The sequence below is a fragment of the Achromobacter ruhlandii genome, assembly GCF_902859695.1.
In the GTDB taxonomy this organism is placed as follows: domain Bacteria; phylum Pseudomonadota; class Gammaproteobacteria; order Burkholderiales; family Burkholderiaceae_B; genus Achromobacter; species Achromobacter ruhlandii.
The window spans coordinates 121,374-147,307 of the sequence record NZ_CADIJL010000009.1 but is presented as its reverse complement, the minus strand read 5'-3'; the positions used below and the strand labels follow the sequence as shown (position 1 = coordinate 147,307).

27 protein-coding genes are annotated in these 25,934 nt (G+C 70.7%); 15 read left to right on the top strand and 12 right to left on the bottom strand.

Going from position 1 to position 25,934, the window contains the following annotated elements:
* The first annotated feature begins 69 nt into the window (after window positions 1-69).
* The 8 genes from HV742_RS13725 to HV742_RS13690 all read left to right on the top strand — a co-directional run bounded on the left by HV742_RS13725 (window position 70) and on the right by HV742_RS13690 (window position 8,074).
* Window positions 70-711, top strand: coding sequence for a 4'-phosphopantetheinyl transferase family protein (locus tag HV742_RS13725; protein ID WP_232734895.1), 642 nt, complete (start codon window positions 70-72; stop codon window positions 709-711).
* Between the two features lie 100 nt (window positions 712-811).
* Entirely contained in the window at window positions 812-2,029 is a 1,218-nt protein-coding gene (gene hmpA, locus HV742_RS13720) for an NO-inducible flavohemoprotein (RefSeq protein WP_175145690.1), read from the top strand.
* 19 nt (window positions 2,030-2,048) lie between these two features.
* Window positions 2,049-2,486: an Rrf2 family transcriptional regulator gene (locus HV742_RS13715; protein WP_175145688.1), complete on the top strand. Its 438-nt coding sequence runs from the start codon at window positions 2,049-2,051 to the stop codon at window positions 2,484-2,486.
* A 169-nt stretch (window positions 2,487-2,655) separates the two neighbouring features.
* Window positions 2,656-3,903 carry a D-amino acid dehydrogenase gene (locus tag HV742_RS13710; RefSeq protein ID WP_175145686.1) on the top strand — a complete coding sequence of 416 codons (1,248 nt, stop codon included), beginning with the start codon at window positions 2,656-2,658 and terminating at the stop codon, window positions 3,901-3,903.
* 283 nt (window positions 3,904-4,186) lie between these two features.
* Window positions 4,187-5,101 carry a DMT family transporter gene (locus tag HV742_RS13705; RefSeq protein ID WP_054416136.1) on the top strand — a complete coding sequence of 305 codons (915 nt, stop codon included), beginning with the start codon at window positions 4,187-4,189 and terminating at the stop codon, window positions 5,099-5,101.
* An 80-nt stretch (window positions 5,102-5,181) separates the two neighbouring features.
* Window positions 5,182-6,141 carry a proline dehydrogenase family protein gene (locus tag HV742_RS13700; protein WP_049074869.1) on the top strand — a complete coding sequence of 320 codons (960 nt, stop codon included), beginning with the start codon at window positions 5,182-5,184 and terminating at the stop codon, window positions 6,139-6,141.
* A gap of 63 nt (window positions 6,142-6,204) precedes the next feature.
* The gene (locus HV742_RS13695; RefSeq protein WP_054503806.1) at window positions 6,205-7,014 is read left to right on the top strand and encodes a helix-turn-helix transcriptional regulator; all 810 of its coding nucleotides are present in this window, start codon (window positions 6,205-6,207) and stop codon (window positions 7,012-7,014) included.
* A gap of 121 nt (window positions 7,015-7,135) precedes the next feature.
* Entirely contained in the window at window positions 7,136-8,074 is a 939-nt protein-coding gene (locus HV742_RS13690; protein ID WP_049074866.1) for an alpha/beta hydrolase family protein, read from the top strand.
* On the opposite strand, the gene HV742_RS13685 is transcribed toward HV742_RS13690, so the two are convergent.
* On the bottom strand, window positions 7,983-8,645 hold the full coding sequence (locus HV742_RS13685; RefSeq protein ID WP_175145684.1) for a flavodoxin family protein: 663 nt from the start codon (window positions 8,643-8,645) through the stop codon (window positions 7,983-7,985). The genes HV742_RS13690 and HV742_RS13685 overlap by 92 nt on opposite strands.
* Window positions 8,646-8,770: 125 nt before the next feature.
* Here HV742_RS13685 and HV742_RS13680 point away from each other — a divergent pair, with 125 nt between their 5' ends.
* A complete protein-coding gene (locus tag HV742_RS13680) occupies window positions 8,771-9,655 on the top strand; it encodes a LysR substrate-binding domain-containing protein (protein WP_054518896.1) in 885 nt (294 codons plus the stop codon).
* 37 nt (window positions 9,656-9,692) lie between these two features.
* Here HV742_RS13680 and HV742_RS13675 read toward each other — a convergent pair whose 3' ends face one another.
* A complete protein-coding gene (locus tag HV742_RS13675) occupies window positions 9,693-11,027 on the bottom strand; it encodes an MFS transporter (RefSeq protein ID WP_175145682.1) in 1,335 nt (444 codons plus the stop codon).
* A 97-nt stretch (window positions 11,028-11,124) separates the two neighbouring features.
* Between HV742_RS13675 and HV742_RS13670 the strand changes: the two genes are divergently transcribed.
* The 4 genes from HV742_RS13670 to HV742_RS13655 all read left to right on the top strand — a co-directional run bounded on the left by HV742_RS13670 (window position 11,125) and on the right by HV742_RS13655 (window position 14,757).
* Window positions 11,125-12,075 (top strand): LysR substrate-binding domain-containing protein, encoded by a 951-nt coding sequence (locus HV742_RS13670; protein ID WP_254601130.1) that lies wholly within the window; start codon window positions 11,125-11,127, stop codon window positions 12,073-12,075.
* A 1-nt stretch (window position 12,076) separates the two neighbouring features.
* Window positions 12,077-12,964, top strand: coding sequence for a LysR family transcriptional regulator (locus tag HV742_RS13665; protein WP_437340592.1), 888 nt, complete (start codon window positions 12,077-12,079; stop codon window positions 12,962-12,964).
* 101 nt (window positions 12,965-13,065) lie between these two features.
* Window positions 13,066-13,695, top strand: coding sequence for a glutathione S-transferase family protein (locus tag HV742_RS13660; protein ID WP_020927112.1), 630 nt, complete (start codon window positions 13,066-13,068; stop codon window positions 13,693-13,695).
* Between the two features lie 30 nt (window positions 13,696-13,725).
* Window positions 13,726-14,757, top strand: a complete 1,032-nt coding sequence (locus tag HV742_RS13655) for a pyridoxamine 5'-phosphate oxidase family protein (protein WP_254601124.1) — start codon at window positions 13,726-13,728, stop codon at window positions 14,755-14,757.
* A 71-nt stretch (window positions 14,758-14,828) separates the two neighbouring features.
* Here the strand turns inward: HV742_RS13655 and HV742_RS13650 are convergent, their stop codons facing one another.
* Entirely contained in the window at window positions 14,829-15,287 is a 459-nt protein-coding gene (locus tag HV742_RS13650; protein WP_054416236.1) for a winged helix-turn-helix transcriptional regulator, read from the bottom strand.
* A gap of 113 nt (window positions 15,288-15,400) precedes the next feature.
* Complete coding sequence (locus tag HV742_RS13645) at window positions 15,401-15,595, bottom strand: hypothetical protein (RefSeq protein WP_175145530.1); 195 nt, start codon at window positions 15,593-15,595, stop codon at window positions 15,401-15,403.
* Window positions 15,596-15,633: 38 nt separating this feature from the next.
* On the opposite strand from HV742_RS13645, the gene HV742_RS13640 reads away from it, so the two are divergent.
* Complete coding sequence (locus HV742_RS13640) at window positions 15,634-16,830, top strand: MFS transporter (protein WP_175145738.1); 1,197 nt, start codon at window positions 15,634-15,636, stop codon at window positions 16,828-16,830.
* Window positions 16,831-16,851: 21 nt separating this feature from the next.
* Here HV742_RS13640 and HV742_RS13635 read toward each other — a convergent pair whose 3' ends face one another.
* The 6 genes from HV742_RS13635 to HV742_RS13610 all read right to left on the bottom strand — a co-directional run bounded on the left by HV742_RS13635 (window position 16,852) and on the right by HV742_RS13610 (window position 23,552).
* Window positions 16,852-17,592, bottom strand: a complete 741-nt coding sequence (locus tag HV742_RS13635; protein WP_175145678.1) for an ABC transporter ATP-binding protein — start codon at window positions 17,590-17,592, stop codon at window positions 16,852-16,854.
* Complete coding sequence (locus HV742_RS13630) at window positions 17,580-18,398, bottom strand: ABC transporter permease (protein ID WP_231891719.1); 819 nt, start codon at window positions 18,396-18,398, stop codon at window positions 17,580-17,582. Before HV742_RS13630 ends, HV742_RS13635 begins: the two co-directional genes overlap by 13 nt.
* Entirely contained in the window at window positions 18,395-19,408 is a 1,014-nt protein-coding gene (locus tag HV742_RS13625; RefSeq protein ID WP_054416131.1) for an ABC transporter substrate-binding protein, read from the bottom strand. Before HV742_RS13625 ends, HV742_RS13630 begins: the two co-directional genes overlap by 4 nt.
* 202 nt (window positions 19,409-19,610) lie before the next feature.
* Window positions 19,611-20,120 carry a hypothetical protein gene (locus HV742_RS13620; RefSeq protein WP_175145676.1) on the bottom strand — a complete coding sequence of 170 codons (510 nt, stop codon included), beginning with the start codon at window positions 20,118-20,120 and terminating at the stop codon, window positions 19,611-19,613.
* On the bottom strand, window positions 20,117-21,886 hold the full coding sequence (locus HV742_RS13615) for an acyl-CoA dehydrogenase (protein ID WP_175145674.1): 1,770 nt from the start codon (window positions 21,884-21,886) through the stop codon (window positions 20,117-20,119). Before HV742_RS13615 ends, HV742_RS13620 begins: the two co-directional genes overlap by 4 nt.
* A 28-nt stretch (window positions 21,887-21,914) precedes the next feature.
* Window positions 21,915-23,552, bottom strand: coding sequence for an acyl-CoA synthetase (locus tag HV742_RS13610; RefSeq protein ID WP_175145672.1), 1,638 nt, complete (start codon window positions 23,550-23,552; stop codon window positions 21,915-21,917).
* Between the two features lie 195 nt (window positions 23,553-23,747).
* On the opposite strand from HV742_RS13610, the gene HV742_RS13605 reads away from it, so the two are divergent.
* Window positions 23,748-24,458, top strand: a complete 711-nt coding sequence (locus HV742_RS13605) for a Crp/Fnr family transcriptional regulator (protein ID WP_175145670.1) — start codon at window positions 23,748-23,750, stop codon at window positions 24,456-24,458.
* Between the two features lie 43 nt (window positions 24,459-24,501).
* Here the strand turns inward: HV742_RS13605 and HV742_RS13600 are convergent, their stop codons facing one another.
* Window positions 24,502-25,203, bottom strand: coding sequence for an aspartate/glutamate racemase family protein (locus tag HV742_RS13600; RefSeq protein WP_175145668.1), 702 nt, complete (start codon window positions 25,201-25,203; stop codon window positions 24,502-24,504).
* A gap of 21 nt (window positions 25,204-25,224) precedes the next feature.
* The gene (locus tag HV742_RS13595; RefSeq protein WP_049074838.1) at window positions 25,225-25,680 is read right to left on the bottom strand and encodes a MarR family winged helix-turn-helix transcriptional regulator; all 456 of its coding nucleotides are present in this window, start codon (window positions 25,678-25,680) and stop codon (window positions 25,225-25,227) included.
* Between the last annotated feature and the right edge of the window lie 254 nt (window positions 25,681-25,934).

Genomic DNA, 25,934 nt, shown 5'->3' with positions numbered 1-25,934 from the left:
AACGCCCGATATTTTACATTTTGTTTTACCAAATTGTGACGTGAAGCCGTGATTCCTGGGGAACTTTCCTTGTGGTGGGCGGACCAAGGCGCGGCCGCTGATTATCAGCCAGATCTGCTCTCGGCGGCGGACGCGCGACGCGCGTCGGCGCTGCGCTCGGCCAAGGCGCGCGATGACTGGCAGGTCAGCCGCGCCTTGCTGCAGCAGGTGCGGGCGGACGCGCACCCGGCCCATGCCCTGTCGCTCAGCCATAGTGGCGGCCACGCCCTCTGCGCCCAGGCGCCGCGGGACTGGGCCGTGGGCGTGGACCTGGAGCGGGTGCGGGCGCGCGATACCGCCGCGCTGGCCGCCTGGGTCTGCAGCGAACCGGAACGGGCCTGGCTGGCGCGGGCCGCCGATACGGCCGCGCGGCTGGAGCGGTTCTATATGTTGTGGACACTCAAGGAAGCCTTCGTCAAGGCGGCCGGGCTGGATTTCCCGGCGGACATGGCGTCGATCGGCCTGACGCCGGCGGCCTCGGGCCGGCTGGCGCTGCGTCCGCCGGCGGGCCGCTGGCAGGCGATGTGCTGGGGGCTCGGCGGCGACTGGGTGATGGCGGCGGCCTGGCGCGGCGCGGACCCGGCGCCGGTCCGCATCGGCTGGCGCGCGGCGGCGGGATGTGCCTGGCCAGCGCGCCGCCTGCTGGGCGAATGGACGGGGCAGGCCGGTTGAGGGCAAGGATGGTTTTGTGCGCCGCACTTAAACATGTATTATTAATGCATGTTTAAAAAAGGGATGGCGCCGGCGCCGTCCGCAGCACAAGGAGCAGTCGATGTTGAGCCCGCAAATCCGCGCCATGGTCAAGGCCACGGCCCCGGTCCTGAAAACCCATGGCGTGGCCCTGACCCGTCACTTCTACGCCCGCATGTTCCAGCACAATCCGGAACTCAAGCACGTGTTCAACCAGGGCCACCAGGCGGGCGGCGAACAGCAGCAGGCGCTGGCCGGCGCGGTCGCGGCCTATGCCGAACACATCGACGATCCCTCGGTGCTGGCGCCGGTGGTGACCCGCATCGTCCACAAGCACGTCAGCCTGGGCATTCGCCCCGAGCACTATCCGATCGTGGGCAAGCATCTCTTGGCGTCGATCCGCGAGGTGCTGGGCGAGGCCGCCACCGACGCTCTGGTGGATGCCTGGGCCGCCGCCTATGGCCAGCTGGCCGACATGCTGATCGCCGAAGAGGCCCGGCTGTACCGGGATTCGGCCGCCAAGCCGGGCGGCTGGACTGGCTGGCGCGCCTTCCGCGTGGTCGGCAAGCAGCCCGAAAGCGCCGAGATCACCTCGTTCTACCTGGCGCCGGCCGATGGCGGCGCGGTGCCGGCCTATCTCCCCGGCCAGTATGTGTCGGTGCGCGTGTACGTGCCGGAGCTGGGCCTGATGCAGCCGCGTCAGTACAGCCTGTCGGACGCGCCGGGCCAGGACCGCCTGCGGATCTCGGTCAAGCGCGAAGCGGGCGGCGCGCACGGGCCAGCCGGACGCGTGTCCAATGCGCTGCACGAGCGCCTGGAGGAAGGCGGCGTGCTGGATGTGGCGCCGCCGCAGGGCGACTTCCACCTGCGCCAAGACAGCGCCGCGCCGGTGGTGCTGCTGAGCGGCGGGGTGGGGCTGACGCCCATGGTGTCGATCCTGAATCATCTGGTGGCGACCGACGATCCGCGCCAGATCCGCTTCGTGCATGGCTGTCGCAACCAGGCGGTGCACGCCATGAAAGACCACGTCAATGCCATCGTCGCGAGCCGCGGCAACGTGCGCAAGGCGGTGTTCTACGAGGAAGTCGGCGGCGGCGACCGCCCGGGCCGCGACTACGACCATCATGGCCGGGTCGACCTGCGCGCCATCCGCGACGAGGCCATCGTGCCGGATGCCGATTACTACCTGTGCGGCCCGTCCGGTTTCATGCGGGCGCAGCGCGAAACGCTGTTGGCGCTGGGCGTGGCGCCGGACCGCATTCACGCCGAGGCCTTCGGCAGCGGCGGCGCGCCGGCCTGACCGGTGTATCCTGGCGCCCATGCAACTGACCCGATTCACCGACTTCGGCCTGCGCGTCCTGATGTACCTGACGCAGTGCCGCGACCGGCCCGCGGCGGTCACCATTCCGGAGATCGCCACGCGCTTCGACCTGTCGCGCAACCACCTGGTCAAGGTGGTGCACTTCATGTCGCAGCGCGGCTGGGTCAGCACGGCGCGCGGCAAGGGCGGCGGCCTGGCGCTGGCGCGCCCGGCCGCCGAGTACCGGCTGGGCGACCTGGTGCGCGAACTGGAACAGCAGGGCCCGCTGATCGACTGCGGCGAGCCGCCCTGTGCGCTGGACGGCGCCTGCCGCCTGGCGGGGGTGCTGGCGCAGACCCTGCAGGCGTTCTACGACGCGCTCAATGGCTATACCCTGGCGAACCTGGTGCGCGATCCGACCGCCGCGGCCATCATCAGGCTGCATCGCGCCGCCTGATTCCCGCGCCGATCGCCCGCGCCGGTTGCCTGGGGCTGGTGGTCCAAGTCGGTCGTCCGGGCCGGGACCATGAGGCCGGGTTATGGGTGCTGGGGCTTTGGTGATTTGCGGTCATCCGTCCCCCGCTTCAGAATAAGACCGTTGCCATTTTCTTATTTGGAAGCAGGGTATGCGCGTTTGCGTAATCGGTGCCGGCGTGGTGGGCGTGACCTCCGCTTACTTCCTGGCGCGCCAGGGCCATGACGTCGTGTTGGTCGACAGCCACGCCCATCCGGCCGAGGTTTCCAGCTATGCCAACGGCGGCCAGCTCAGCTACAGCTACGTCGCGCCGCTGGCCGGGCCGGGCGTGTTGCCGAGCGTGCCGGGCTGGCTGCTGCGCGAGGATTCGCCGCTGCGTTTCCGGCCGCGGCTGGACCCGCATCAGTGGCGCTGGTGCCTGCGCTTCGCGCTGGCCTGTCGCGCCTCGGTGGCGCGCGAGTCCACCGCGCAATTGCAGGCGCTGTCCTTTCTCAGCCGCGACGCCATGCATGCCTTGCTGGAACAGGAAAACCTGGAATTCGGCCATCTGCGCAACGGCAAGCTGATCGCCTACCGCAGCGCGGCCCTGCTGGACAAGGCGCGCGCGCTGGTCGCCTACCAGGCGGCCCACGGCGCCGAGCAGCAGGTGCTGGACGCCGCCCAGACGTTGCGGCGCGAGCCGGCGCTGGCCGGCATGGGCGCCAGCCTGGCCGGCGCCATCTACACCCCGAGCGAAGAGGCGGGCGACTGCCGCCAATTCACGCAGGCGCTGTTCGAGCGGCTGCAAGCGCTGCCCAACGTGCAGTGCGCCATGTCCAATCCCGTCGCCGGCCTGCAGCGCGAGGGCAGGCGTATCGTCGCGGTGCGCGCCCAGGACGGCGACATCGGCGCGGACGCGGTGGTGCTGGCCACGGGCATCGGCACGCGCGCCTTGCTGCAACCGCTGGGCCACGATGTGCCGCTGTATCCGCTCAAGGGCTACAGCCTGACCGTGCCGCTGGCGGACGACGATACCGTGGCGCCGCGCATCAGCGTCACCGACTACGAGCGCCGCATCGTCTATGCGCGGGTCGGCGGGGTGCTGCGGATCGCGGCCATGGTGGACATCGGCAGCGCCAATGCCGACATCGATCCGGCTCGCATCGCGCTGCTCAAGCGCCAGGTGCGCGAGGCGTTTCCGGCGCTGGATTTGGCGCAGGCGATTCCCTGGGCCGGGCTGCGTCCGGCCACGCCCACCGGCAAGCCGCTGATCGGACGCAGTTCCGCCGCCGACAACCTGTGGCTGAACATCGGCCAGGGCGCGCTTGGCTTCACCCTGGCCTGCGGCAGCGCGGCGCTGCTGACGGCGCAGATGGCGGGGCTGGATACGCCGCTGGACCCGCTGCCGTTCAGACCGTGAGGGTGGGGCCGCGCCGCGGGGGGCTGCAACTCGCGGGCCGGCACTTCGCGGGCTGGTATTTCCCGGGCCTCCGCTGCCTGGGTCTCTGCGTCCCAGGCCTGCATTCCCCGCCCACGACGGCCTGGGATATGGCGGCCTCGGGAATGTCCATTTCAAGATAGTCCCTGCCTGTTCATCGGCAGACGGGCGCTCGCGCGCTCAATAGGATACCGGTCATCCGCCACCTGCGCGGCGCCGCGCGCCGCGGCGGAGAGCCGATTTCCCTTCCGCGAGTGAACCCATCATGTCCTACCTGTTTCCATTGTTCGCCATCCTGTTCTGGGCGGGCAATGTCATCGTCTCGAAGATGGCGGCCAGCGCCATTTCGCCCACCGCCATCACGTTCTACCGGCTGATCCTGGCGCTGGCGATCATGGGCCTGTTCACGGCCGTGCCGGCCTGGCGCAACCGCCATGTGATCCTGCGCCACTGGCCCAAGCTGGCGCTGTACGGCGGACTGTCGTCGGCGCTGTTCCAGGCGCTGTCGTACCGCGCCGCCGAGACCACCACCGCCACCAACATGGCGATCCTGACCGCGTTGATCCCGCTGCTGAGCATGCTGCTGAGCGTGGTCATCCTGCGCGATCCGCTGACCCTGGGCATGGCGGTCGGCGGCGCGCTGTCATTCCTGGGCCTGCTGTACCTGGTGGGGCAGGGCGAGATGCTGAGCGTGTTTCAGCACGGCATCCACGTGGGCGACGGCCTGATGCTGATGGCGGCGTTTTCCTACGCGTTGTACGGCGTGCTGCTGCGCCACTGGAAAGTGCCGCTGCCGGCGTGGCAGTCGACCTTCGTGCAGTCGATTTTCGCGCTGCTGTACATGCTGCCGCTGTACCTGCGGGTGCCGGCCGCGCAGGCGGCGCTGGACATGAAGACGATTCCGCTGATCCTGTATGCCGGCATTTTCTCTTCGGTGCTGCTGTCGTTCCTGTGGATCGAGGGCGTGCACCGCCTGGGGCCGAACCGCTGCAGCATCTTCATCAACCTGCTGCCGTTGTTCACCGCGCTGGCCGCGTTCGTGTTGCTGCGCGAGCAGCTGCATTCCTACCACTTGCTGGGCGGCGCGGTGACCTTGCTGGGCGTGCTGCTGGCGCAGACGGTGCAGCGGCCGCTGTTCGGCCGCGCCCGGGCCGCCGCGCTGGCTGCCGGCAAGGCGTGACGCGCGCCGGCGCGGTTCACTCCCGTTCAAGACGGGACGGGGCCGGCGCCGCATAGTGGCTCTCTTTGAACGGAGAGCCCATGAGCCTTTTCCAGAAAACCGCCATCGCCCTGGCGCGCAGCCCGGGCGCCGGGCGCGCCATGCGCGCGCTGGCCGCGCGCACCTCGCTGGCGCGCCGCTTCGTCGGCGGCGCCGATGTCGAGGCGGCGGTGCGCACCGCCGCGCGGCTGCGCGAGGCGCATGGCATCCGCGCTTCGCTGTTCTACCTGGGCGAATACGTGGCCGACCCGGCGGCGATCGAACACAACACGCAGCAGGCCATGCAGGCCTGCGCCGCGCTGGGCCGGGCGGGGCTGGACGTGCACGTGTCGATCGATCCCACCGCCATTGGCTACATGCGCGACGATGCGCTGGGGCGCGGCAACGCCCGGCGCATCGCGGCGGCGGCGCGCCAGGCCGCGGGCGGCGGGCGCGACTGGGTGGTGCTGGACATGGAGGACTCGGGCCTGCGCGAACGCACCTGCGCCTTGCACGCGGAACTGCTGGGCGCCGGCCTGCCGGCCGGCTTGACGCTGCAGGCGCGCCGGCGCCGCACGCCGGTCGACCTGGCCTGGGCCATCGGCCAGCGCACCTCGCTGCGGCTGGTCAAGGGGGCGTTCCCGGAACGCGCGCTGGATCATGCCGGCCGCGCCCATATCGACCAGGCCTATCTGGACGCGGCCGCCATCATGCTGTCGCCCCAGGCGCGCGCGGCCGGCTTCCTTCCGGTCTTCGGCACCCATGACGACCGCCTGGCCGGCGCCATCATGGCCTTGGCGCGCGAGCGGGGGTGGGGGGCGGACGAGTTCGAGTTCGAGATGCTCTATGGCGTGCGGCCCGATTGGCAACTAGCGCTGCGGCGCCTGGGCTACGCCGTCCGGGTGTACCTGCCATTCGGGGCGGACTGGTGGCCCTATGCGGTCCGGCGGGTGGGCGAGCATCCGCGCAATGCGTGGCTGCTGGCGCGGTCGTTGGCCGCGGAAGGGGACTATTTCGGGTAGCCTGTCGCCAGTGGCCGGGCTTGCCGAGGCCGCGCCCGAGCGTTTTTCACTGGCGGTTTTCCGATGGCGGTTTCCCAACATATCTGGCATTGCGGCGCCGGCCTGCCCGGCGATGTGCTGATCGCCGACCTGCGCGCCTACCGGTACGACGCGCATTTCCACGACGCCTGGTCGATCGGCGCCATCGCGCGCGGGCGCTGCGCCTTCACGGTGCACGGCCGCCCCTTCGAGGCGGGCGAGGGCGATCTGGTGGTGATCGCGCCGGGCCAGGTGCATACCGGCGGCACGTCGGCCGGCCTGCTCGCCTACCGCATGGCGTACATCGAGCCGGCCTGGTTCCAGCAGCACGCCCTGGCGCTGCGCGAGGGCGGATTGGACCTGCCCGGGCCGGTGATCCGCGATGCCCCCCTGTGCGCACAATGGCTGGCCGCGCTGGCGCCTGACCATACCGATGACGCGGCGCGCCGCGGCGACCTGTCGGCGGCGCTGTTCCGGCTGTTGGCGGCGCATGGGCGGGCGCCCGCCGAGGCGGCGCGAGATGGCGCCGACGTGTGCGAACTGCTGTGGCAAAGGATGCGCGCCGATCCCGCCTGCGCGCCCGACCTGGAGGCGCTGGCGCGGGCCGATGGCCGCCACCGCAGCACCCTGGTCAAGCAGTTCGCGCGCCGCTACGGTCTGCCGCCGCAGGCCTGGCTGCGCAATTGGCGGGTGGCGCGCGCCCGCGCGCTGCTGCGCGGCGGGCTGCCGCTGGCCGAGGCGGCGCTGGCGGTGGGATTTGCCGACCAGGCGCACCTGACGCGGGTGTTCAAGCAGGTCTATGGCAGTCCGCCCGGCGTGCTGCGTCGATCGGCGGCCCGCAAACCGGCCGAATGACATTCCTATCGATCATGTAATGAGCGATGAATGATCGGTTGAATCCAGAGTTTTTACCGGATTTAATCGCTTCATGTGGCGTCCGTTGACGCCGTATTGATTGATTCATGGGAATGTGAAGATGGACTCGCAACGCATCACGCTGCGCGCCGCGGACGGCGTGCCGCTGGGAGGCTACGTGTGGCGCCACGCCGACCCCGATCCGGCCGGCCCGCGTCCGGTGGTGGTCATCAATGCCGCCACCTCGGTGCGCTGCCGCTATTACGCGCGCTTCGCGGCCTACCTGCACCAACACGGTTTCGATGTGCTGACCTACGACTATCGCGGCATCGGCGAGTCGCGTCCGGCGTCGCTGCGCGGTTTCCGGGCGTCCTGGATGGATTGGGGCGAGAAGGATTTCGAGGCGGTGCTGGGGTATGTGCGCCACCATTTTCCGGGCCAGCCGGTGGACGTGGTGGCGCACAGCATCGGCGGCTTCGTCACCGGGCTGGCGCCGTCGGCCAGCGGGTTGCGGCGGATTTTCACCATGGGGGCGCAATATGCCTACTGGCGCGATTACGCCGCCGGCCAGCGCCTGCGCATGCTGGCCAAGTGGCATGTGGTGATGCCGCTGCTGGCCGCCTGCCTGGGTTACTTCCCCGGGCGTCGGCTGGGCTGGCTGGAGGACACGCCGCGCGGGGTGGTGCGTGACTGGAGTTTCATGGGCGCGCGCTTCGAGGGGCGCGGCGGGCCGGATCGCCGCGTCGCCGCGATGGCGGCGGTGACCGCCCCGATCCTGGCGCTCAGCGTCACCGATGACGAATTCGGCACCGAAGCCGCCATCGCCCGGCTGCTGGCGTATTTCACCGGCAGCGCCCGCACTCACCTGCGCCTGGCGCCGGCCTCGCTGGGGTTGGACGCGATCGGCCATTTCGCTTTTTTCCATGACCGCTTTCGCGACACGCTGTGGCCGATCGCCCTGGGCTGGCTCAGCCGCGGGGAGCGGCGGCTGGCGGGGGCGACGCCCATACGTTGTGACTGCGTGGCGTCTCTAGCCGATAGTCCGAGTATTTCCGCGTGAAGAACTCCGCGCCCAGCGTTTCGGCCGCCAGCAACGGATTGCGGGGATCCGCCGCGATCTCGCCGCGGCTGTTGCCGGCGCCGTGAACCACCCCGACGAAATCGGCGTGGGTGTAGCGCGCGAATTCCTGCACCTGGTGCACCACGCCCAGGATCGCGCCGGGATAGGTTTCCTCGGACGCCACCGCCAGGGCCAGGCGCTTGCCGGCCATGCGCGCCTTGACCGCCTCGGGTTCGGGGCCGGTGCCGGCGTAATGCGTGAACGAGCGGTCGAAGAATGCCTTGGTCTGCGCCGACATGCCGTACCAGTAGAGCGGGGTGCAGAACAGCACGCCGTCGGCGGGCAGGAAGTGTTCCAGGAACAGCTCGGCGTAGCGGTCGTCCGGCGCCGAGGCATGGCGCAGGTCCGGCAGGAAACCCTTGATGTAGTCGTCCAGGAACAGCAGGCTGGCGTGGCTGCCGGCAGCCTGCGCGCCGCGTTGTGCCGCGGCGCCGAGCGCGGCGCTGTTGCCGTCGCGGCGAGGGCTGCCGGCCAGGATCAGCAGGCGCTTGGATTGATGAAATGGATTCATGTTTGGATGCCTCGATGAGTGAAACGAAAAGGGAAGCTACGAGGCAAAATTTACGCAGCGGCGCGCATCGGGACAAACGAGGATTTCTTGGCTAAGATGAGTTGAATTCATCTGGATGGCACGCCATGTTTGCTTCCCTGCCGGTCACCGCCCTGCGCGCCTTCGAGGCCGCCGCGCGCTTGCGCAGCTTCAAGGCGGCCGCGGCCGAGCTGGCCGTGACGCCCACGGCGGTTTCGCATCAGATCAAGGCGCTGGAGCGCCACGCTGGCGTGGCCTTGTTCGACCGGGTGCCGCAGGGCGTGCGCCTGACCGACGCCGGCGCGCGGCTGTTCGCCAGCGCGCACGGCGCCTTGTTGGACATCGCCCAGACACTGGATGCGCTGCGGCCGGCCAGCGCGGCCGGCGCGCTGACGCTGTCCACCACGCATTCGTTCGCGGCGCTCTGGCTGGTGCCGCGGCTGGGCCGCTTCTACCAGGCCTATCCGCAGTACCAATTGCGCCTGCAGGCGCAGGCCGAGACGATCGACCTGCTGCAGGACGCCAGCGTCGACGTGGCGATCCGCTACAGCCGCCAGCGCTATCCCCTGCTGCACGCGGCGTGCACGCTGCAGGAGCGCTTCGGGGTCTACGGCGCGCCCGCGGTGGTGGCGCAGGCGCGGCGGGCGCGCCCCGCGCTGGTGACCGTGCGTTGGCGCGATTCGGCGCTGTATGACGAGGGCTGGCTGCAGTGGTGCGAGGCGGCCGGGCTGCCGGCCTGGCGCAAACCGGCGGCGCTGCACGCCTATGCGGAAGAGCACTACGCGTTGCAGGCGGCCATCGCGGGGCAGGGACTGGTGCTGGCCAGTTCGGTCATGGTTTCGGATAGTGTCGCGGCCGGCACGCTGGTGCCGCTGCGTCCCGAGGTCAGCGTGGCCGGCGCGGCCTACACCGCGCTGTGCGCGCCGGGGCGCGAGCGCCATCCGCCGGTCAAGGCGTTCCTGGCGTGGCTGCGGCAGGAATTCAAGGACTAGCGGCGGCGTTGGTCGATGCGTGCCGGTCGACGCGCATTCACGGCCGTGCCGGTCGCGGCAACAGCGGCAAGATTGCCAGCATGGCGCCGCCGGCGGCCAGCCAGGCCAGCGGCCAGGACGCGGCCGCCACCAGCCGCGGCAGCGCCAGCGGCGTCAGGAACAATCCCAGGTAGCCGCAGGTGTTGGCCAGCCCCAGCGCGGTGCCGGCGCGGGCGGCGCCGGCCAGCGTGACCAGTTCGGTGTAGGCCACGCCGTGCCAGGCCGAGGCGCAGATCCCGGCGGCGGCCAGCAGCACCGGCACGGCAAGCAGCGCCGCGCGGTTGCCGGGGACCGTGCCCTGGAGCCAGGCCGCGGCCGCCAGCGCCACGAACAACGCACAGCCCAGCCAGACGCAGCCGCGCAGGTAGGCGCGGCGATTGCCGTGGCGGTCGGTCCAGCGGCCGCTGGCGATGCGCGCCACCATGGCACCCAGTTGCACCGCCACCATCACGGCGGTCAGCGTGGCGATGCCGGCGCCGCTGAAGTCATGCAGGAATACGGTGGCGAACGTCAGCACCGCGAATTGCGGGCAGCAGAGCAGGCCGATCGCCACCGCCGCGCGCCATACCCTGGCGTCGCGCAGGGGGCTCGACGCGGCGGCGATCGGCGTGTGGGTGGCGGCTCGGGAGGGCGGGGGGGTTGTCGGGGTGTTGCCGCCGGCGTGGGAGGCTGCGGCGGAGCCGGCCGCCGTGGCGGGGTGCGCCCGATCCGGCTCGCGCAGCCATCCCAGCGTCAGCAGCGCGGCGCCCGCACACAGGCCGGCCAGCAGGCCGAAGACCGCGCCGAAACCGGCCCGCGACGCCAGCCAGGGCAGCACCAGCGCGCCCAGCCCGCCGCCCAGCGGCACGGCGGTCTGGCGGATGCTCATCGCCAGGCCGCGCTCGCCTTCGTCGAACCACGCCATCACCGCGCGACCGCTGGCGCCGTTGACGCTGCCGCCCATCACGCCCACCAGCAGCAGGCCCAGCGCCAGCAGCCACAAGGCGGGCGCGACGCCGTGGGCCGGCGCGGCGAACAGACTCATCCAGGCCAGCGCCGCGGCCGTCGCGCCCAGGCCGCCCAGCAGCACCGGCCGGTCGCCCCAGCGGTCGGCCAGCAGGCCCCAGGGCAGCTCGAACAACGCCACGCCCAGGCCGAGCACGCCGAGCGCCAGGCCCAGGGCGTCGTTGTCCAGTTGATAGTCCGCGCGCAGGAAGACGGCGGTGGCGGGCAGGCCGGCCGCCGCCGCGGAGAAGGCAGCATTGGCGGCCACCCCCACCGACAGCACCTTCCAGCGATGGGCGGGGCGCACGGCAGGGGTTGGGGCGGAAATCACGGAGGCGGGCAGGGACATGACGGTTCCAGATGGGATTGACGCGGCAAAGTCTGCGCCCGTAACATTATTCTGAAAATCGGGAAATTTTTAACTAAAGGTTTTGAAAAACAGGATGATCAGGCCTGTCACCTTTGACCTGGACGTGCTGCGCAGCTTCGTCGCGGGGGTGGAGCTGGGCAGCTTCGGCCGCGCGGCCGACCGCCTCGGGCGCTCGACTTCAGCCGTCAGCGCGCAGTTGAAAAAACTCGAGGAACAGGCCGGCGTGCCGCTGCTGCGCAAGGCCGGCCGGGGCCTGGCGCTGACCGACGCGGGCGAGACCATGCTGGCGTACGCGCGCCGGCTGCTGGATCTGAACGATCAGGCTTCGGTGGCGGTGCGCGGCACGCGCCTGCAGGGGCGGGTGCGCCTGGGGCTGCAGGAGGATTTCGGTGAGATCCTGCTGCCGCGCGTGCTGGGCCAGTTCGCCCGCGCCCATCCGCAGGTGCGGATCGAAGCGCGGGTGGCGCGCAATGCCGAGCTGCTCGAACGCGTGGAGGCGGGCGAACTGGACCTGGCGCTGGCCTGGGACCATGACGCGGCGCGGCCGCATGGCCAGCGTCTGGCTGAACTGCCGCTGTGCTGGATCGGTCCGGCCGCGACGGGCCCGGCGCGCGATGCCGACGGCGCCTGGCCGCTGGTGGCGTTCGAGGCGCCCTGCCTGTTCCGCAGCCGCGCCACCGATGCCCTGGACCGCGCCGGCATCGCCTGGACCTCGGCTTTCATCAGCCCCAGCCTGGCGGGCCTGTGGGCGGCGGTCAGCGCGGGGCTGGGGCTGATGGTCCGCACGCCGCTGGGGCTGCCCGCCGGGTTGCGGGTGATGGCGCCGGGCGAGCAGGGCCTGCCGTCGTTGCCGCCGTTGTCGCTGTCGCTGTATCACGCGCAAGGCCGGCCCGGTCCGGTGGCCGCGGCCCTGGCCGATATCGTGCGGCGCTGCGTGCGCGACAGCGTCGCGGCGCTGCCGGCCATGCCGGGCCTGCCGGCGCGCATCCCTTCCGAGGAGGCCGAGCGCCTTGAACCGATTCCATGAAATGACTGTCTTCCTGGCGGTGGCCGAGGCCCAGAGCTTCGCCGCCGCCGCGCGCCGGCTGGCGATGTCGGCGCCGAGCGTGACGCGCAGCGTCGCGGCGCTGGAGCGCCGGCTGGGCGCGCTGCTGCTGGTGCGCACCACCCGCAGCCTGCGCCTGACCGAAGCCGGCCAGCGCTACGCGGCCGACTGCCGCGCCATTCTTGAAGCCGTGGAGCAGGCCGACGACGCCGCCGCCGGGGCGATGGCGGCGCCGCGCGGATCGCTGCACATCACCGCGCCGGCGCGCTTCGGTGAACTGCACGTGATGCCGGCGGTGCTGGGCTACCTGCGCCAGCACCGCGAGGTATCGGTGAACGCCCTGCTGGTGGACCGCGTGGTGAACCTGCTGGACGAGGGCGTGGACGTGGCGGTGCGCATCGGCGCCTTGCCCGACTCCACCCTGACGGCGGTGCCGGTGGGGCAGGTGCGGCGGGTGGTGTGCGCCTCGCCCGACTTCCTGCAACGCCATGGCACGCCCGACAGCCCTGACGCGCTGGCGCGCTTTTGCACCATCACGGCGGCGATGGAAGGGCGCGGCGCGCAATGGCGTTTCCTGCAGGACGGCCAGCCGCGGCGCCTGCCGCTGGCATCGCAGTTGACGGTGACCTCGTTCCAGGCCGCGGTGGCGGCGGCCTGCGAGGGCTGGGGGCTGACCCAGGTGGTGTCCTACCAGGTGGCGCGCGACCTGGCCAGCGGCGCTTTGCAGGTGGTGCTGCGCGACTACGAAATGGCGCCGCTGCCGGTGCACCTGGTGTATCCGGAAGGGCGCAAGAGTTCGGCCAAGGTGCGCAGCTTCGTCGACTTCTGCGTCGACGCGCTGCGCCGCGACCTGGCGGCCCTGCCGGCGTGATCCTTTCACTGGCGGCAATGGTGTCTTGCGCGCCATGGCCGTTCCCCGGCGGGCACGGGCGGTTCAAGATGGAGGCCTGTTTCCGCTATCCGAGATACCCCATGTCCGCCGCTCCCCTGACGTTCTACAGTTTTCCCCTGTCCGGCCATTCGCACCGCGTGGCCCTGATGCTGTCGCTGCTGGATGTGCCGCACCGCAATGTCGAAGTCGATCTGCGCAGCGGCGCGCAGAAGCGGCCCGAGTTCCTGGCGCTGAACGCGTTCGGCCAAGTGCCGGTGATCGACGACAACGGTGTGGTGGTGGCCGATTCCACCGCGATCCTGGTGTACCTGTGCAAGCGCTACAACGGCCAGGCCTGGCTGCCCGAGGACGCGGTGGGCGCGGCGGCGGTGCAGCGCTGGCTGTCGGCCGCCTCCGGCCCGCTGGCGGCCGGCCCGGCCGCGGCGCGGCTGGTGACGGTGTTCGGCGCCCCGTATGACGTGCCGGCCACGCTGGCGCGCGCGCATGCCTTGCTGGCGGTGATGGAGCGGGAGCTCGCGGCCACCGGCTACCTGGCCGGCGCCGCGCCGACGCTGGCCGACGTGGCCTGCTACACCTACGTGGCGCATGCGCCGGAAGGCAACGTGTCGCTGGCGGATTATCCGCGGGTGCGCGACTGGCTGGCGCGGATCGAGGCGCTGCCGCGCTTCGTGCCGATGGTGGCGTCTCCCGTGGGATTGCGGGCGGCGTGAACGCAAGCGTCCGCGCGCAAGGAGCCTGACATGAATACGACCACGACGAGTCCGCTTGGCGCCGCGCCGGCCGGCGGTTCGACGGCCGCCACGACGGCGACCGGCCAGCCGGCCGCGACGCCCTGGCACGCGGGCGAACTGCGGTTGCAGGCGCATATCGGCATGGCCGAGCGCATGGCGCAGGTGGGCGCCAAAGTGATCCGCCCGTACATGCCGGACCAGCACCGCGCCTTCTTCGCGCAACTGCCGTTCCTGGTGGCGGGCGCGGTCGATGGCCAGGGCGATCCCTGGGCCGGCGTGCTGGAGGGCGAGCCGGGCTTCGCCGTGTCGCCGGACCCGCAGACCCTGCAGGTGGCCGCGCTGCCGGATGCCGATGATCCGCTGCGCGCCGGCCTGGGGCCGGACCAGCCGGTGGGCCTGCTGGGCATCGAACTGCACACGCGCCGCCGCAACCGCATGAACGGCCGCATCACCGCGTGGGACGGCAGGCGTTTCGCGGTCACGGTGGCCGAGTCGTTCGGCAACTGCCCGCAGTACATCCAGGCGCGCGATTTCCATTTCTCGCGCTCGCCGGCCCTGCGCTTTCCGGGGGCGGCGCGCGAGCGGGCGGGGCTGGGGGAGGCCGACCGGGCGCTGATCGCGCGCGCCGACACGCTGTTCGTGGCGACCTATGCCGATACCGACGAGGCCGGCCGCCGGATCGACGTCTCGCACCGTGGCGGCAAGCCGGGGTTCGTGCGGATCGACGGCGACACGCTGACGATCCCGGATTTCTCCGGCAACCGCTTTTTCAATACGCTGGGCAACATGGTGCTCAATCCGCGCGCCGGGCTGCTGTTCATCGATTTCGAGCGCGGCGATGTGTTGCAGGTGTCGGGTCGCGCCGAGGTGATCCTGGACAGTCCGGAGATCGCCACCTTCGCGGGGGCCGAGCGGTTGTGGCGCGTCCACGTGCGGCGGGTGCGGGCCAGGCCGGGCGCGCTGGCGTTGCGGTGGCGCTTTGGCGGCTATTCGCCGACCGCGCTGGCCACGGGGCAGTGGCCGCAGGCCGCCACGGCCTGACGCGGGCCGCTCGCCGGCCGCCGCGCGCGGCGACTGCCTGAGCGGCCAATGGCAGGGGGCGTGCGCCAGGGTCAGGCGCGGTCGGCGCCGACCTTGCGCACCACGGTGTCGTCCGGCGCCAGCGCGCGGCCGTCCTGGGCGCGGATCTCCAGGCGCCGCACCGGCTGGCCGCGCTTGCGGTCGATGAGCGTGGAGTGCGGCTCGTCGGGGCCGTAGTAATGGTCTTCGCCCCATTGGCGCAGGCCGACGATGACGGGAAACAGCGCCTGGCCTTTTTCCGTCAGCACGTATTCCTGGTAGGCGCTGCCGTCGGACGCCGGCGCGGCCGCCAGGATGTCGTGCGCGACCAGGGTGCGCAGGCGGTCGCTGAGGATGTTCTTGGCCACGCCGAGGCTTTTCTGGAATTCGCCGAAGCGGCGCACGCCGTCGAAGGCGTCGCGCACGATCAATAGCGACCACCAGTCGCCGATGGCGTCCAGCGCGCGCGCCACCGGGCAGGCGGCGCCTTCGAGACTGGTGCGTTTGACCATGTCGTCCTGACCTTTGCCGCGCATCGCGGCGGGGAGAGATGTCGAATGTTTGGTTGCATTATAAAACCTAAAGGTCTAGCATTCTGGTTTTGTAATGAAACTACCTTAGGCCGTCATGCCAGACCAGACCGATCGTGCCCCTGCTGCTCCGCCATCTCCTTCATCTCCTTCATCTCCTTCATCGCCTTCATCGCCTTCATCGCCGGCGTCCAAGGAATCCACAGCATCCGCGGCATTCGCGGCCTCTGCGGCATCCAGGGCCTCTGCGGCATCCACGGCATCCGCTGCATCCACGGCATCTGCTGCATCCGCCGCATCTGCGCCCGCCACGCCATCCGCCGATCGCCTGCCCGCCGCCCTGGTGCTGCTGCTGGCCGTGGCCTGCGCCTTGAGCGTGGCCAACGTCTACTACGCGCAACCGCTACTGGACGCCATGGGCCGCGAGTTCCGCCTGCACGAGGGCGCGGTGGGCATCGTCGTCACCGCGACGCAGCTGGGCTGCGCGCTGGCGCTGGTGCTGGTGGTGCCGCTGGGCGACCTGCTCGACCGGCGCCGCCTGATGCTGGCGCAACTGGGGCTGCTGGTGCTGGCGCTGGCCGCGGTGGCGCTGGCGTCCGCTGCGCCGTGGCTGCTGGCCGGGATGCTGGCGCTGGGCCTGCTCGGCACCGCCATGACCCAGGGCCTGCTGGCGCTGTCGGCGGCGCTGGCCGCGCCGGGCGAGCGCGGGCGGGTGGTGGGCGCGGTGCAGGGGGGCGTGGTGATCGGCCTGCTGCTGGCGCGGACCCTGGCGGGCGCCGTGGCCGACCTGTGGGGATGGCGCGCGGTCTACCTGGTGTCCGCCGGCCTGGCCGCGTTGCTGGCGCTGGCGCTGGCCCGCTGGCTGCCGCGCCGCGCCTTGCCGACCGCGGGACTGGGCTACGGCGCGCTGCTGCGCTCGATGTTCACGCTGCTGGCGCACGAGCGGGTGCTGCGGGTGCGCGGCATGATCGCGCTGTTGATGTTCGCCGTCTTCAGCGCGTTCTGGACGGCGCTGGTGCTGCCGTTGAGCGCGCCGCCGTATTCGCTGACGCACACCGCGGTGGGCGCGTTCGGGCTGGTGGGCGTGGCCGGGGTGCTGGTGGCGGCGCGGGCGGGGCGGCTGGCCGATCGCGGCCATGCGCAACTGACCACCGGCGCGGGCCTGGCGCTGCTGTGCCTGGCGTGGGCGCCGATCGCCTTCCTGGACCGCAGCCTGTGGGCGCTGGCGCTGGGCGTGCTGGTGCTGGACATCGCGGCGCAGGCGCTGCACGTGACCAACCAGGCCATGATCTTTTCCATCAGCGCGCAGGCGCACAGCCGGCTGGTCGGCGGCTACATGATGTTTTATGCGGTGGGCAGCGGACTCGGGTCGATCGCCTCGACCTTCGTCTATGCGCGCGCGGGCTGGCTGGGCGTCTGCGCGCTGGGCCTGGGGCTGAGCCTGGCGGCGACGCTGTTCTGGGCGCTGACGCTGCCGCGCAAGGCGGCGCCGGCGCCGGACTGCGCGGTTGCGCGGCGGGCGTGAGGGGGCGCCGGCGCGTTCCGCTCAGTGATGTTCGAGCGTATGGGCGATGGCCGCCACCTGCCGCGCGAACGCCGGATCGGCGCGGTCGCGCTGCCGCGGCAGGTCGATGTCGTAGTGGCCCGCGATGTTGGCCGGGCGGCCGCCCAGCACCACCACCTTGTCGGCCAGGAACACCGCTTCCTCGATGTCGTGGGTGACGAACAGCACCGCCGCGCCGGAGGCCCGCCACACGCGGATCAGCTCCTGCTGCAGGTTGCGGCGGGTGATGGCGTCGACCGCGCTGAAGGGTTCGTCCATCAGCAGCAGGTCGGGCTTGACGGCCAAGGCGCGGGCGATGCCGACGCGCTGCGCCTGGCCGCCGGACAACTGATGCGGCCAGCGGCGGCCGTAGTCGCCCAGGCCGGTCAGTTGCAGCGCGGCATCGATGCGCTGTTGGCGTTCCTGGCGGTCCAGCCCCAATCCTTCCAGGCCATAGCCGACGTTGCCGCCGACCGTGCGCCACGGCATCAGGCGGCTGTCCTGGAACACCACCGCGCGGCTGCGGCGCCCGGGGCGCGCGGGCGCCTGGAAGCGCACTTCGCCGCTGGCGGGATCAGCCAGGCCGGCCGCCGCGCGCAGCAGCGTGGATTTGCCCACGCCCGAGCCGCCCACCACGGCCACGAAGCTGCCCGCCTCGATCGCCAGCGACAGGCCCTGGATCACCGGCGCGTCGGCGCCCGGATGTTGGTACGAGAGTTTCGAGAATTCGATCACGGACGCCATTGCAGCACCTTGCTTTCGACCATCGAGAACGCCAGGTCGCACAGCGTGTAGACCAGCGAGATGATCAGCATGTAGACCACCACCGCGTCGTAGGCGCCAACGCCGGCGGCGGCATTCATTTCCTGGCCCATGCCGGGCACGCCCAGCAGTTCGGCGGCGATCAGTGTCATCCAGGCCTGGCCGATGCCGGTGCGCACGCCCGACAGCGCGCCAGGCGCGATGGCCGGCAGCGTCACGCCCAGCGCGCGCGCCAGGTAGCCGCCGTGGCCGAAGGCGCGCGCCAGTTCGTAGTAGCGCGGATCGACGTTGCGCACCGCGCTGTAGGTGGCGAAGTAGTTGACCCAGAACACGCCGATGGCGATGACGAAGGCGGCGCCGGCATGGCTGACCTTGAACCAGGCGATGGCGAACACCACCCAGGCCAGCGGCGGGATCGGCCGCAGGATGCGCGCCAGATAGGCTTGCGCCAGGTCGAAGCGCGGCAGCGTCGCGGCCGCCAGGCCCACGCCGAAGCCGAGCGCGGTGCCCGCGGCCAGGCCCCAGAAGTAATGCACGAGGCTGGAGCCTATGGCCGGCAGGAGCCGGCCCGACTGCCATTCCTGGACCAGCGTGGCGGGCAGCGCGAAGGGATCGGGCAGGGTGCCCGCGGGCGCCCATTGCCAGATCAGCGCGGCCTTCCAGATGGCGATGAAGAGGGCCAGTCCGCCGATGCCGTAAGCCGCGCGGCGCACTGCGGCGAACCCCGGCGGCGCGCCCTTGCGGGCTTGCGGCGCGGGCGCGGCCAGGGCGGGGGCGGTCTGGCTCATGGCTTCCCGGCCTTGTCGTAGAAGCGGGTGTCGAACAACTGCTTGACGTCGACCTTGGCGGCCTCGACCGTGCCCAGGCTGGCCTGGAAGGTCTGCAGCTCGGCGGTGGCGTCGACGATGGCGTGCGGATCGGCCACGAACTGGTCATGCGAATTGCGGATGGCCTTCTCGACCAGCGCGCGGTCCAGGCGGCCGCCGCCGACGTATTTCTGCACGTGGCCCGCGGCGCGGGCCGGATCGTTCTTGAGCAGGGCGGTGGCGGCGAGCTGGGCGTCGACCAGTTGCTGCACGGCCTCGGGGTGCTCGGCGATCAGCTTGTCGCGCACCAGCAGCACGGCGCCGGGCTGGTTCGGGAATAGTTGCGAGCCGCGCGCCACCACGCGCGAATCGGGCGCGCGGGTCAGCACGGTGGTGACGGTGGGTTCGAGGATGGCGGCGCCGTCGATGGCGCCGGTCAGCAGCGACTGCTGGATCTGCGCCTCGCCCTGGTAGATCAGTTCCAGGCTGGCCGGGTCGGCCTTGAGGCGGTTGCGCAGCCAGTATTGCAGCGCGGCCTCGGGCACGGCGCCCTTGGGGTAGCTGGCGATGACGGGCTTTCTGCCCTTGTCCTTGGCGAAGCGGGCGAACGCGGTGGCCGCATCGCCCGAGGCGAAATACGGCGCCAGCGCGCCCAGCGCGACCACGTTGACCTGCTCGACGATGTTGGAAGCCACCACCTTGATGCCGGCGCCCTTGGCGCTGGCCACCAGCGCCGGGCCGATGCCGACGTAGGCCACGTCCAACTGGCCGGCCAGCAGCGCCTGGGTCAGCGCGGGGCCGCTCTGGAACTGCACCAGCTTGGGCGCGGGCGCGCCCTTGGCCTGCAAGGTGCCTTCTTCCAGCGCCACGAACAATTGCGCGTCCGGCAGGATCGGCAGGTAGCCGATTTCCAGCGCGGGCGGCGCGGCGTGGGCGGGAGCAACGGCGAAAGCGGTAGCGATGAGCGCGGCGGAAAGCAGCTTGCGAAGCATGGGGGAAGGGTCCTGAACTACGCCTTGGTACGGCTGGCGTCTTGCCTGCGGGCAGGATTTCCGATGTCCGCTTAATAATTTTAGATATGTTTATTTCTTTTCTTTATTCTTTTTGGTTATATGTTTAACCGCGCCGCCAACCGGGGATCGACAGCGCAACAGCGCCGCGCGGTCAGGAAGGAATGCGCGGGCCCCGCCAGGCTCAAGGCGCCAGCGCGCGCCGGTCGATGCTGGCGATTGTCCGCGTCAGCCAATCCCGATGCGTCGGGACGTGGCCCGGCGGGTCTTCGAATGCCTCGCGCGCGGCCAGGTAGGCCTCGACGTGGCGGAATTGCACCGCGCCGGCGGCGGCCCGCAAGTCGTCCAGCGGCGCATCGGTTTCATAGAGAAAGTCGAAGCGGTGCGCCCAGAATCCCTGTTCCGTCAGGGCCAGCACGTCGACGGATTGCGGGTCTTCGATACTGAACCGGATGAACTCGCGGCCGGTCGCCGTGCCTCGCAGGGCGTAGACGTGGTCGCCATCGTCCCACAGCGGCGCCAGCGGCGCCCCTTGCGGCGCGCGGGCGCCGCGATAGGAGTGGCACGGCGGACCCAGGCACGCGCCGCGCAGCAACGGATGCACGCAGTCGCCGCTGGCCAGCCGGACCAGCGGCGCCGACGCGCCCAGCGCCACCAGCGCGTCGATGCGCGATCCGGCGTCGACCACGCTCATGGCTGCACGGCGTACTCGTTCGACCCCGCCACCACCGCCGCCAGGCCGGGCGCCTGGGTCAGTTTGTGCAGCGCGTAGGTCTGGGCCGTGGCGATCTTGGCCTGGTGGAAGGCCGGGTCCTCGTCCAGGTGGTCCAGCGACGCGAGCAGCGCGCGCGCCATCTGCCAGCCGGCCAGCACCGTGCCGGCCAGCAACAGGTAGGGCACGGCCGAGCCGAACACCGCGTTGGGATGGGCGGCGGCGTTGGCCACCACGAAGTCGACCGTGTTGGCCAGCGCCAGGCGGCCCTGGCGCAACGGCGTCAGCACCAGGCGGGCGGCCGGCTCGCTGCGCGCCAGCAGCGCTTCCTCGGTCTTGCGGATCTCCTCGATCAGCGCCTGCGCCACCGCGCCGCCATCGCGCAGCGTCTTGCGGCCGACCAGGTCGTTGGCCTGGATCGCGGTGGTGCCTTCGTAGATGGTGAGGATGCGGGCGTCGCGGTAGTACTGGGCGGCGCCGGTTTCCTCGATGAAGCCCATGCCGCCGTGCACCTGCACGCCCAGGCTGGCGACGTCGATGGAGGCTTCGGTGCACCAGCCCTTGACGATCGGTACCAGGAATTCCTGCACCGCCAGGTGGCGGGCGCGCGCCGCCGGATCGGCGCTGGCGTGCGCCAGGTCGGCGTGGCCGGCGGTGTAGTAGGCCAGCGCGCGGCCGGCCTCGGTCAGGGCGCGCATGGTGCCCAGCATGCGGCGCACGTCCGGGTGCTGGATGATCGGCACGGCCTCGCGCGAGGAGCCGTCCACCGGGCGGCTCTGCACGCGTTCGGCGGCGTAGGCCAGCGCGTGCTGGTAGGCGCGGTCGGCCACCGCGATGCCCTGCACGCCGACGGCGAAGCGGGCCGCGTTCATCATGATGAACATGGCGTCCAGGCCGCGGTTTTCCTGGCCCACCAGGTAGCCGATGGCGCCGCCCGCGTCGCCGAACTGCAGCGTGGCGGTGGGGCTGGCCTTGATGCCCAGCTTGTGCTCGATCGACACGCAGGTAACGTCGTTGCGCGCGCCCAGCGAGCCGTCGTCGTTGACCAGGAACTTGGGCACCAGGAACAGCGAGATGCCCTTCACGCCCTCGGGCGCGTCCGGCAGGCGCGCCAGCACCAGGTGGACGATGTTCTCGGCCAGGTCGTGCTCGCCGTACGTGATGAAGATCTTGGTGCCCGAGATGCGGTAGGTGCCGTCGCCGACCGGCTGCGCGCGGGTGCGCAGCAGCGCCAGGTCGGAGCCGGCCTGCGGCTCGGTCAGGTTCATGGTGCCGGTCCAGCGGCCCGACAGCATCGGACCGATGAAGCGCTCGCGCAGTTCGGGCGAGCCGGCCGTCAGCAGCGCCTCGACCGCGCCGTTCGTCAAGAGCGGACACAGGGCGAACGACAGGTTGGCGGCGTTGAGCATTTCGGAGCAGGGCGCGCCCAGGAGGCCGGGCAGGCCCTGGCCGCCGTATTCGACCGGGTGCGTCATGCCCTGCCAGCCGGCTTCGGCGTATTGGCGGAAGGCCTGCTTGAAGCCGGGCGAGGTGGTGACGGCGCCGTCGCGCCAGGCGCTGGGCTCGCGGTCGGCGGGGTGGTTCAGCGGCGCCAGCACGTCGCCGGCGAAGGTGGCGGCTTCCTCCAGTACCGCCTGGGCGGTGTCGGGCGTGGCTTCGGCATATTGCGGCAGCGCCGCCACCTGCGGCAGGCCGGCCAGGTGGTTCAGCACGAACAGCATGTCTTTCACGGGGGCTTGGTACGTCATGGCGTCGGAGCTCCGGGTAGGAAGGGAATCAGGTGGCGTCGATGGCGCGGGTGGAACCCACCGCGGCGCGCAGTTCGAATTTCTGGATCTTGCCGGTCGAGGTCTTGGGCAGTTCGCCAAAGCGCACCGCGCGCGGCACCTTGAAGCCGGGCAGCAGCAGCTTGCAGTGCGCGATGATCTCTTCGGCGGTGGCGCTGTGGCCGGGCTTGAGTTCGACGAAGGCGCAGGGCGTCTCGCCCCATTTCGGGTCGGGCATGGCCACCACCGCCACGGCGGCCACGGCCGGATGGCGATAGAGGGCGTCCTCGACCTCGATGCTGGAGATGTTCTCGCCGCCGGAGATGATGATGTCCTTGCTGCGGTCCTTGATGCGGATGTAGCCGTCGGGCGTCATCACGCCCAGGTCGCCGGTGTGGAACCAGCCGCCGCTGAAGGCCTCGTCAGTGGCGCGTTCGTTCTTCAGGTAGCCCTTCATGCAGATGTTGCCGCGGAACATGATCTCGCCCACGGTCTGCTCGTCGGCCGGCACTTCCTCCATGGTGTCGGGGTTGCGCACCGAGACGCCGGCCTGCAGGTGGTAGCGCACGCCCTGGCGCGCGGTCAGCAGCGCGCGCTGCTCGTCCTCCAGGTCGTTCCAGGCTTCCTGCGGGGCGCACACGGCGGCCGGGCCGTAGACCTCGGTCAGGCCGTAGACGTGGGTCAGCTCGAAGCCGATTTCCTTCATCTTGGCGATCACCGCCGGCGCGGGCGCGGCGCCGGCCACCATGGTGCGCACGGTGTGGCGGATGCCGGCGCGCAGCTCGGCCGGCGCGTTGGCCAGCGCGCTTTGCACGATGGGCGCACCGCAGTAGTGGGTCACGCCCTCGGCGCGGATCAGGTCGAACACGGTCTTGGGATCGAATTTGCGCAGGCAGACGTTGACGCCGGCGCGCGCCGCCAAGGTCCAGGCGAAGCACCAGCCGTTGCAGTGGAACAGCGGCAGCGTCCACAGGTAGACCGGATGCTTGGGCATGTCCCATTCGAGGATGTTGCTGACGGCGTTCAGATACGCGCCGCGGTAGTGGTAGACCACGCCCTTGGGATCGCCGGTGGTGCCGGAGGTGTAGTTCAGCGCGATCGCGTCCCATTCGTCGGCCGGCGGGCGCCAGTCGAACGTGGCGGGGGCGGCGGCCAGGAAGGCCTCGTAGTCGGTAGCGCCGGGCAGGGTGGCCGGGGCGCCGTCCAGGTCGTGCACCGAAATCACTTTCAGGTGCGGGAATTCGGCGCGGGCGCGCTGCGCGAGCTCGGCGTATTCGGTGTCGACGATCAGCGCGCGGGCCTCGCCGTGGCCCAGCATGAACAGCACGCTGGGCGTATCCAGGCGCGTGTTGAGGGTGTTGAGCACGGCGCCCAGCATCGGCACGCCGAAGTGCGCCTCGACCATGGCGGGGATGTTCGGCAGCATTACCGCCACCGTGTCGCCGCGCTGGATGCCGGCGGCGGCCAGCGCGCCGGCCAGGCGTTGCGCGCGCTCGTAGGTCTGGGCCCAGGTGCGGCGCACGGCGCCGTGCACCACGGCCAGGCGGTTGCCATAGACCTGCGCGGCGCGGGCGATGAAGTCGACCGGGGTGAGGGGTTCGTAGTTGGCGTCACGGCGTGCCAGGCCGTGGTCGAACAGGCTGCTCATGCTTGTCTCCTGTGGGGCGCGGGGGCGCCCGGATATGCTTTTATGCGGGAAACTTGATTTGGATCGCCGGGTTTGATCGTGGATGCGAATCCCGCTGCTTGCTAGAGCTTATCGGCCGCCGGAAAATGGTGTCTGTCGCCTGCATGACAGACCTTTTTTCGGGCGCCCAACCCGCAGTTTTACACGGTTCTTTCCATGTCCGATGTTTCAAACATTGTTTCCCCGGCCGAGCTGGCCGGACTGCTGCGCGGCTGCGCCTGGTTCGCCGCGCTGGACGCGCCGCACCAGGATTTGGTGCTGGCCACGGCGCGCGCCGAACATGTGGCCAGCGGCGCCTGGATCGCGCGCCGCAATGCGCCGTCGGATTACTGGCTGGGGGTGCACAGCGGCCTGCTGAAGCTGGCGATCTACAACGAGTCGGGACGCAGCTGCACGTTCTCGGGAGTGCCGCCGGGCGGCTGGTTCGGCGAGGGCAGCGTCATCAAGCGCGAGCTGCGCAAGTACGACGTGGTGGCGATCCAGCCGTCGCTGGTGCTGCTGGTGCCGGCCGCCACCTTCCATGCGCTGCTGGCGGCCAGCCTGCCGTTCTCGCATTTCGTCATCGGCCAGCTGAACGACCGCATGGGCGAGTTCATCGCCTCGATCCAGAACCATCGCCTGCTGGACGCCGATGCGCGCGTGGCGCAGTCGCTGGCGCAACTGTTCAACCCGCAGCTGTATCCGTCCACCGACCTGACGCTGGCGATTTCACAGGAAGAACTCGGCTACCTGACCGGCCTGTCGCGCCAGCGGGTCAACCAGGCGCTGCAGACGCTGGCGGACCAAGGGGTGCTCGCGCTGTCGTACAACCAGATCCAGGTGCTGGACCTGGATCGCCTGCGCCAGTACGGGCTGGACCAGCTCTGACCCCGGGCGGGGCCGGGAAGGGGGCGGGAGGCCAGTTCAGGCGTCAGGCCAGCGCGCGGTCCAGGGCGGCGCGCGCCAGGATGCGGGTCGAGTCCAGCGTCGGCAAGACGCAGTTGGCGTCGTTCAGCACCAGCGGCAGTTCGGTGCAGCCCAGCACCACCGCGTCGCAGCCGGCATCGCGCAGCCGCGCCACCACGCCTTGCAGCAAGGCGACCGATTCGGGCTTGAAGATGCCGTAGACCAGTTCGTCCATGATGACGCGCGCCAGCAGATCGCGGTCGGCCGGCGCGGGACGCACGTAGTCCAGGCCGCGCGCCTGCAGTTTGTCGGGGTAGACCGGACTGTCGACCAGCCAGCGCGTCCCCAGGATGCCGATGCGGCGCAGCCCGCGCGCGGCGGCCTGGGCGGCGACTTCCCCGGCGATGTGCAGCCACGGCAGCGGCGATTGCGGCAGCACGTGGCCCAGGGCCTGGTGGATGGTGTTGTCGGGGCAGATCAGAAAATCCGCGCCGGCGCGCGCCAGCCGGTCGGCGGAGGTCAGCATCAGCGCGCCGACGCCGGCCAGGTCGTTGCGCTCCAGGCAGGCCACGTAGTCCGCCAGCGACAGGCTGTGCAGCGACACCTCGGGGTGCGCGTGCGGCCCCAGGCGCTGCGCGCCTTCGGCGCAGATCGTGCGGTAGCAGAGCGCGGCGCCCTCGGCCGAGCAGGCGACGATACCGATGTGCAGGGGCGGACGGACGGGCATGCGGACTCCGTGGCGGTCAGGTCAAGCCGGGGTTCTGGACAAGGCCCGCACATGGCGGGCGATCTGGCGGAACTGCTCGGCCATGGCGTCCTGCTGCGCCGGCGGCAGTTGCGACAGGAACAGTTCGTCAATGGCCGGGCCATACACCTTCCACATCTTGCGGCGCAGCGCCAGGCCTTCCGGCGTGATGCGGGCATAGGTGGCGCGGCGGTCCTCGTCGGAACGGAAGCGCTCGACCAGCCCGGCGGCCTCGATGCGGTCCATCAGGCGCGTCAGGTTGTAGCGCGCGATGACCATGCGCTCGGCCATCTCGAACATGCGCGCGGTGCCGTCGGGCGCGCGTTCCAGCGCCCACAGCGCGTCGTACCACGCCAGCGGCGGCAGGCCGGCGGCGGACAGTCGTTTTTCGATCTCTTCCACCACCAGCGCATGCGCGGTGAGAAAGAGGCTCCACGCGTCGGGCTTGCCCGTGGCCATGCGGTCGCTTCCTTTTCCAGGGATTTCGTTGTCCCGGATTGTAGAGGCCCGGCGGCCGCGCCGCGCGGCGGGCGGGCCGTCACGCGCATTCACGCCGCGCGCGAGCCGCCATTTTCCTTGATAGTTGCACTTGCAATTGTTCGAAAACCTCCCTACGATTGCAATTGCACATTATGCAAATGCAATTCACGATGTGAAATGATGGCGCCGGCCTTTCCGTGTCCAGGCGCCGCTTGCGCACCACAAGGAGGATG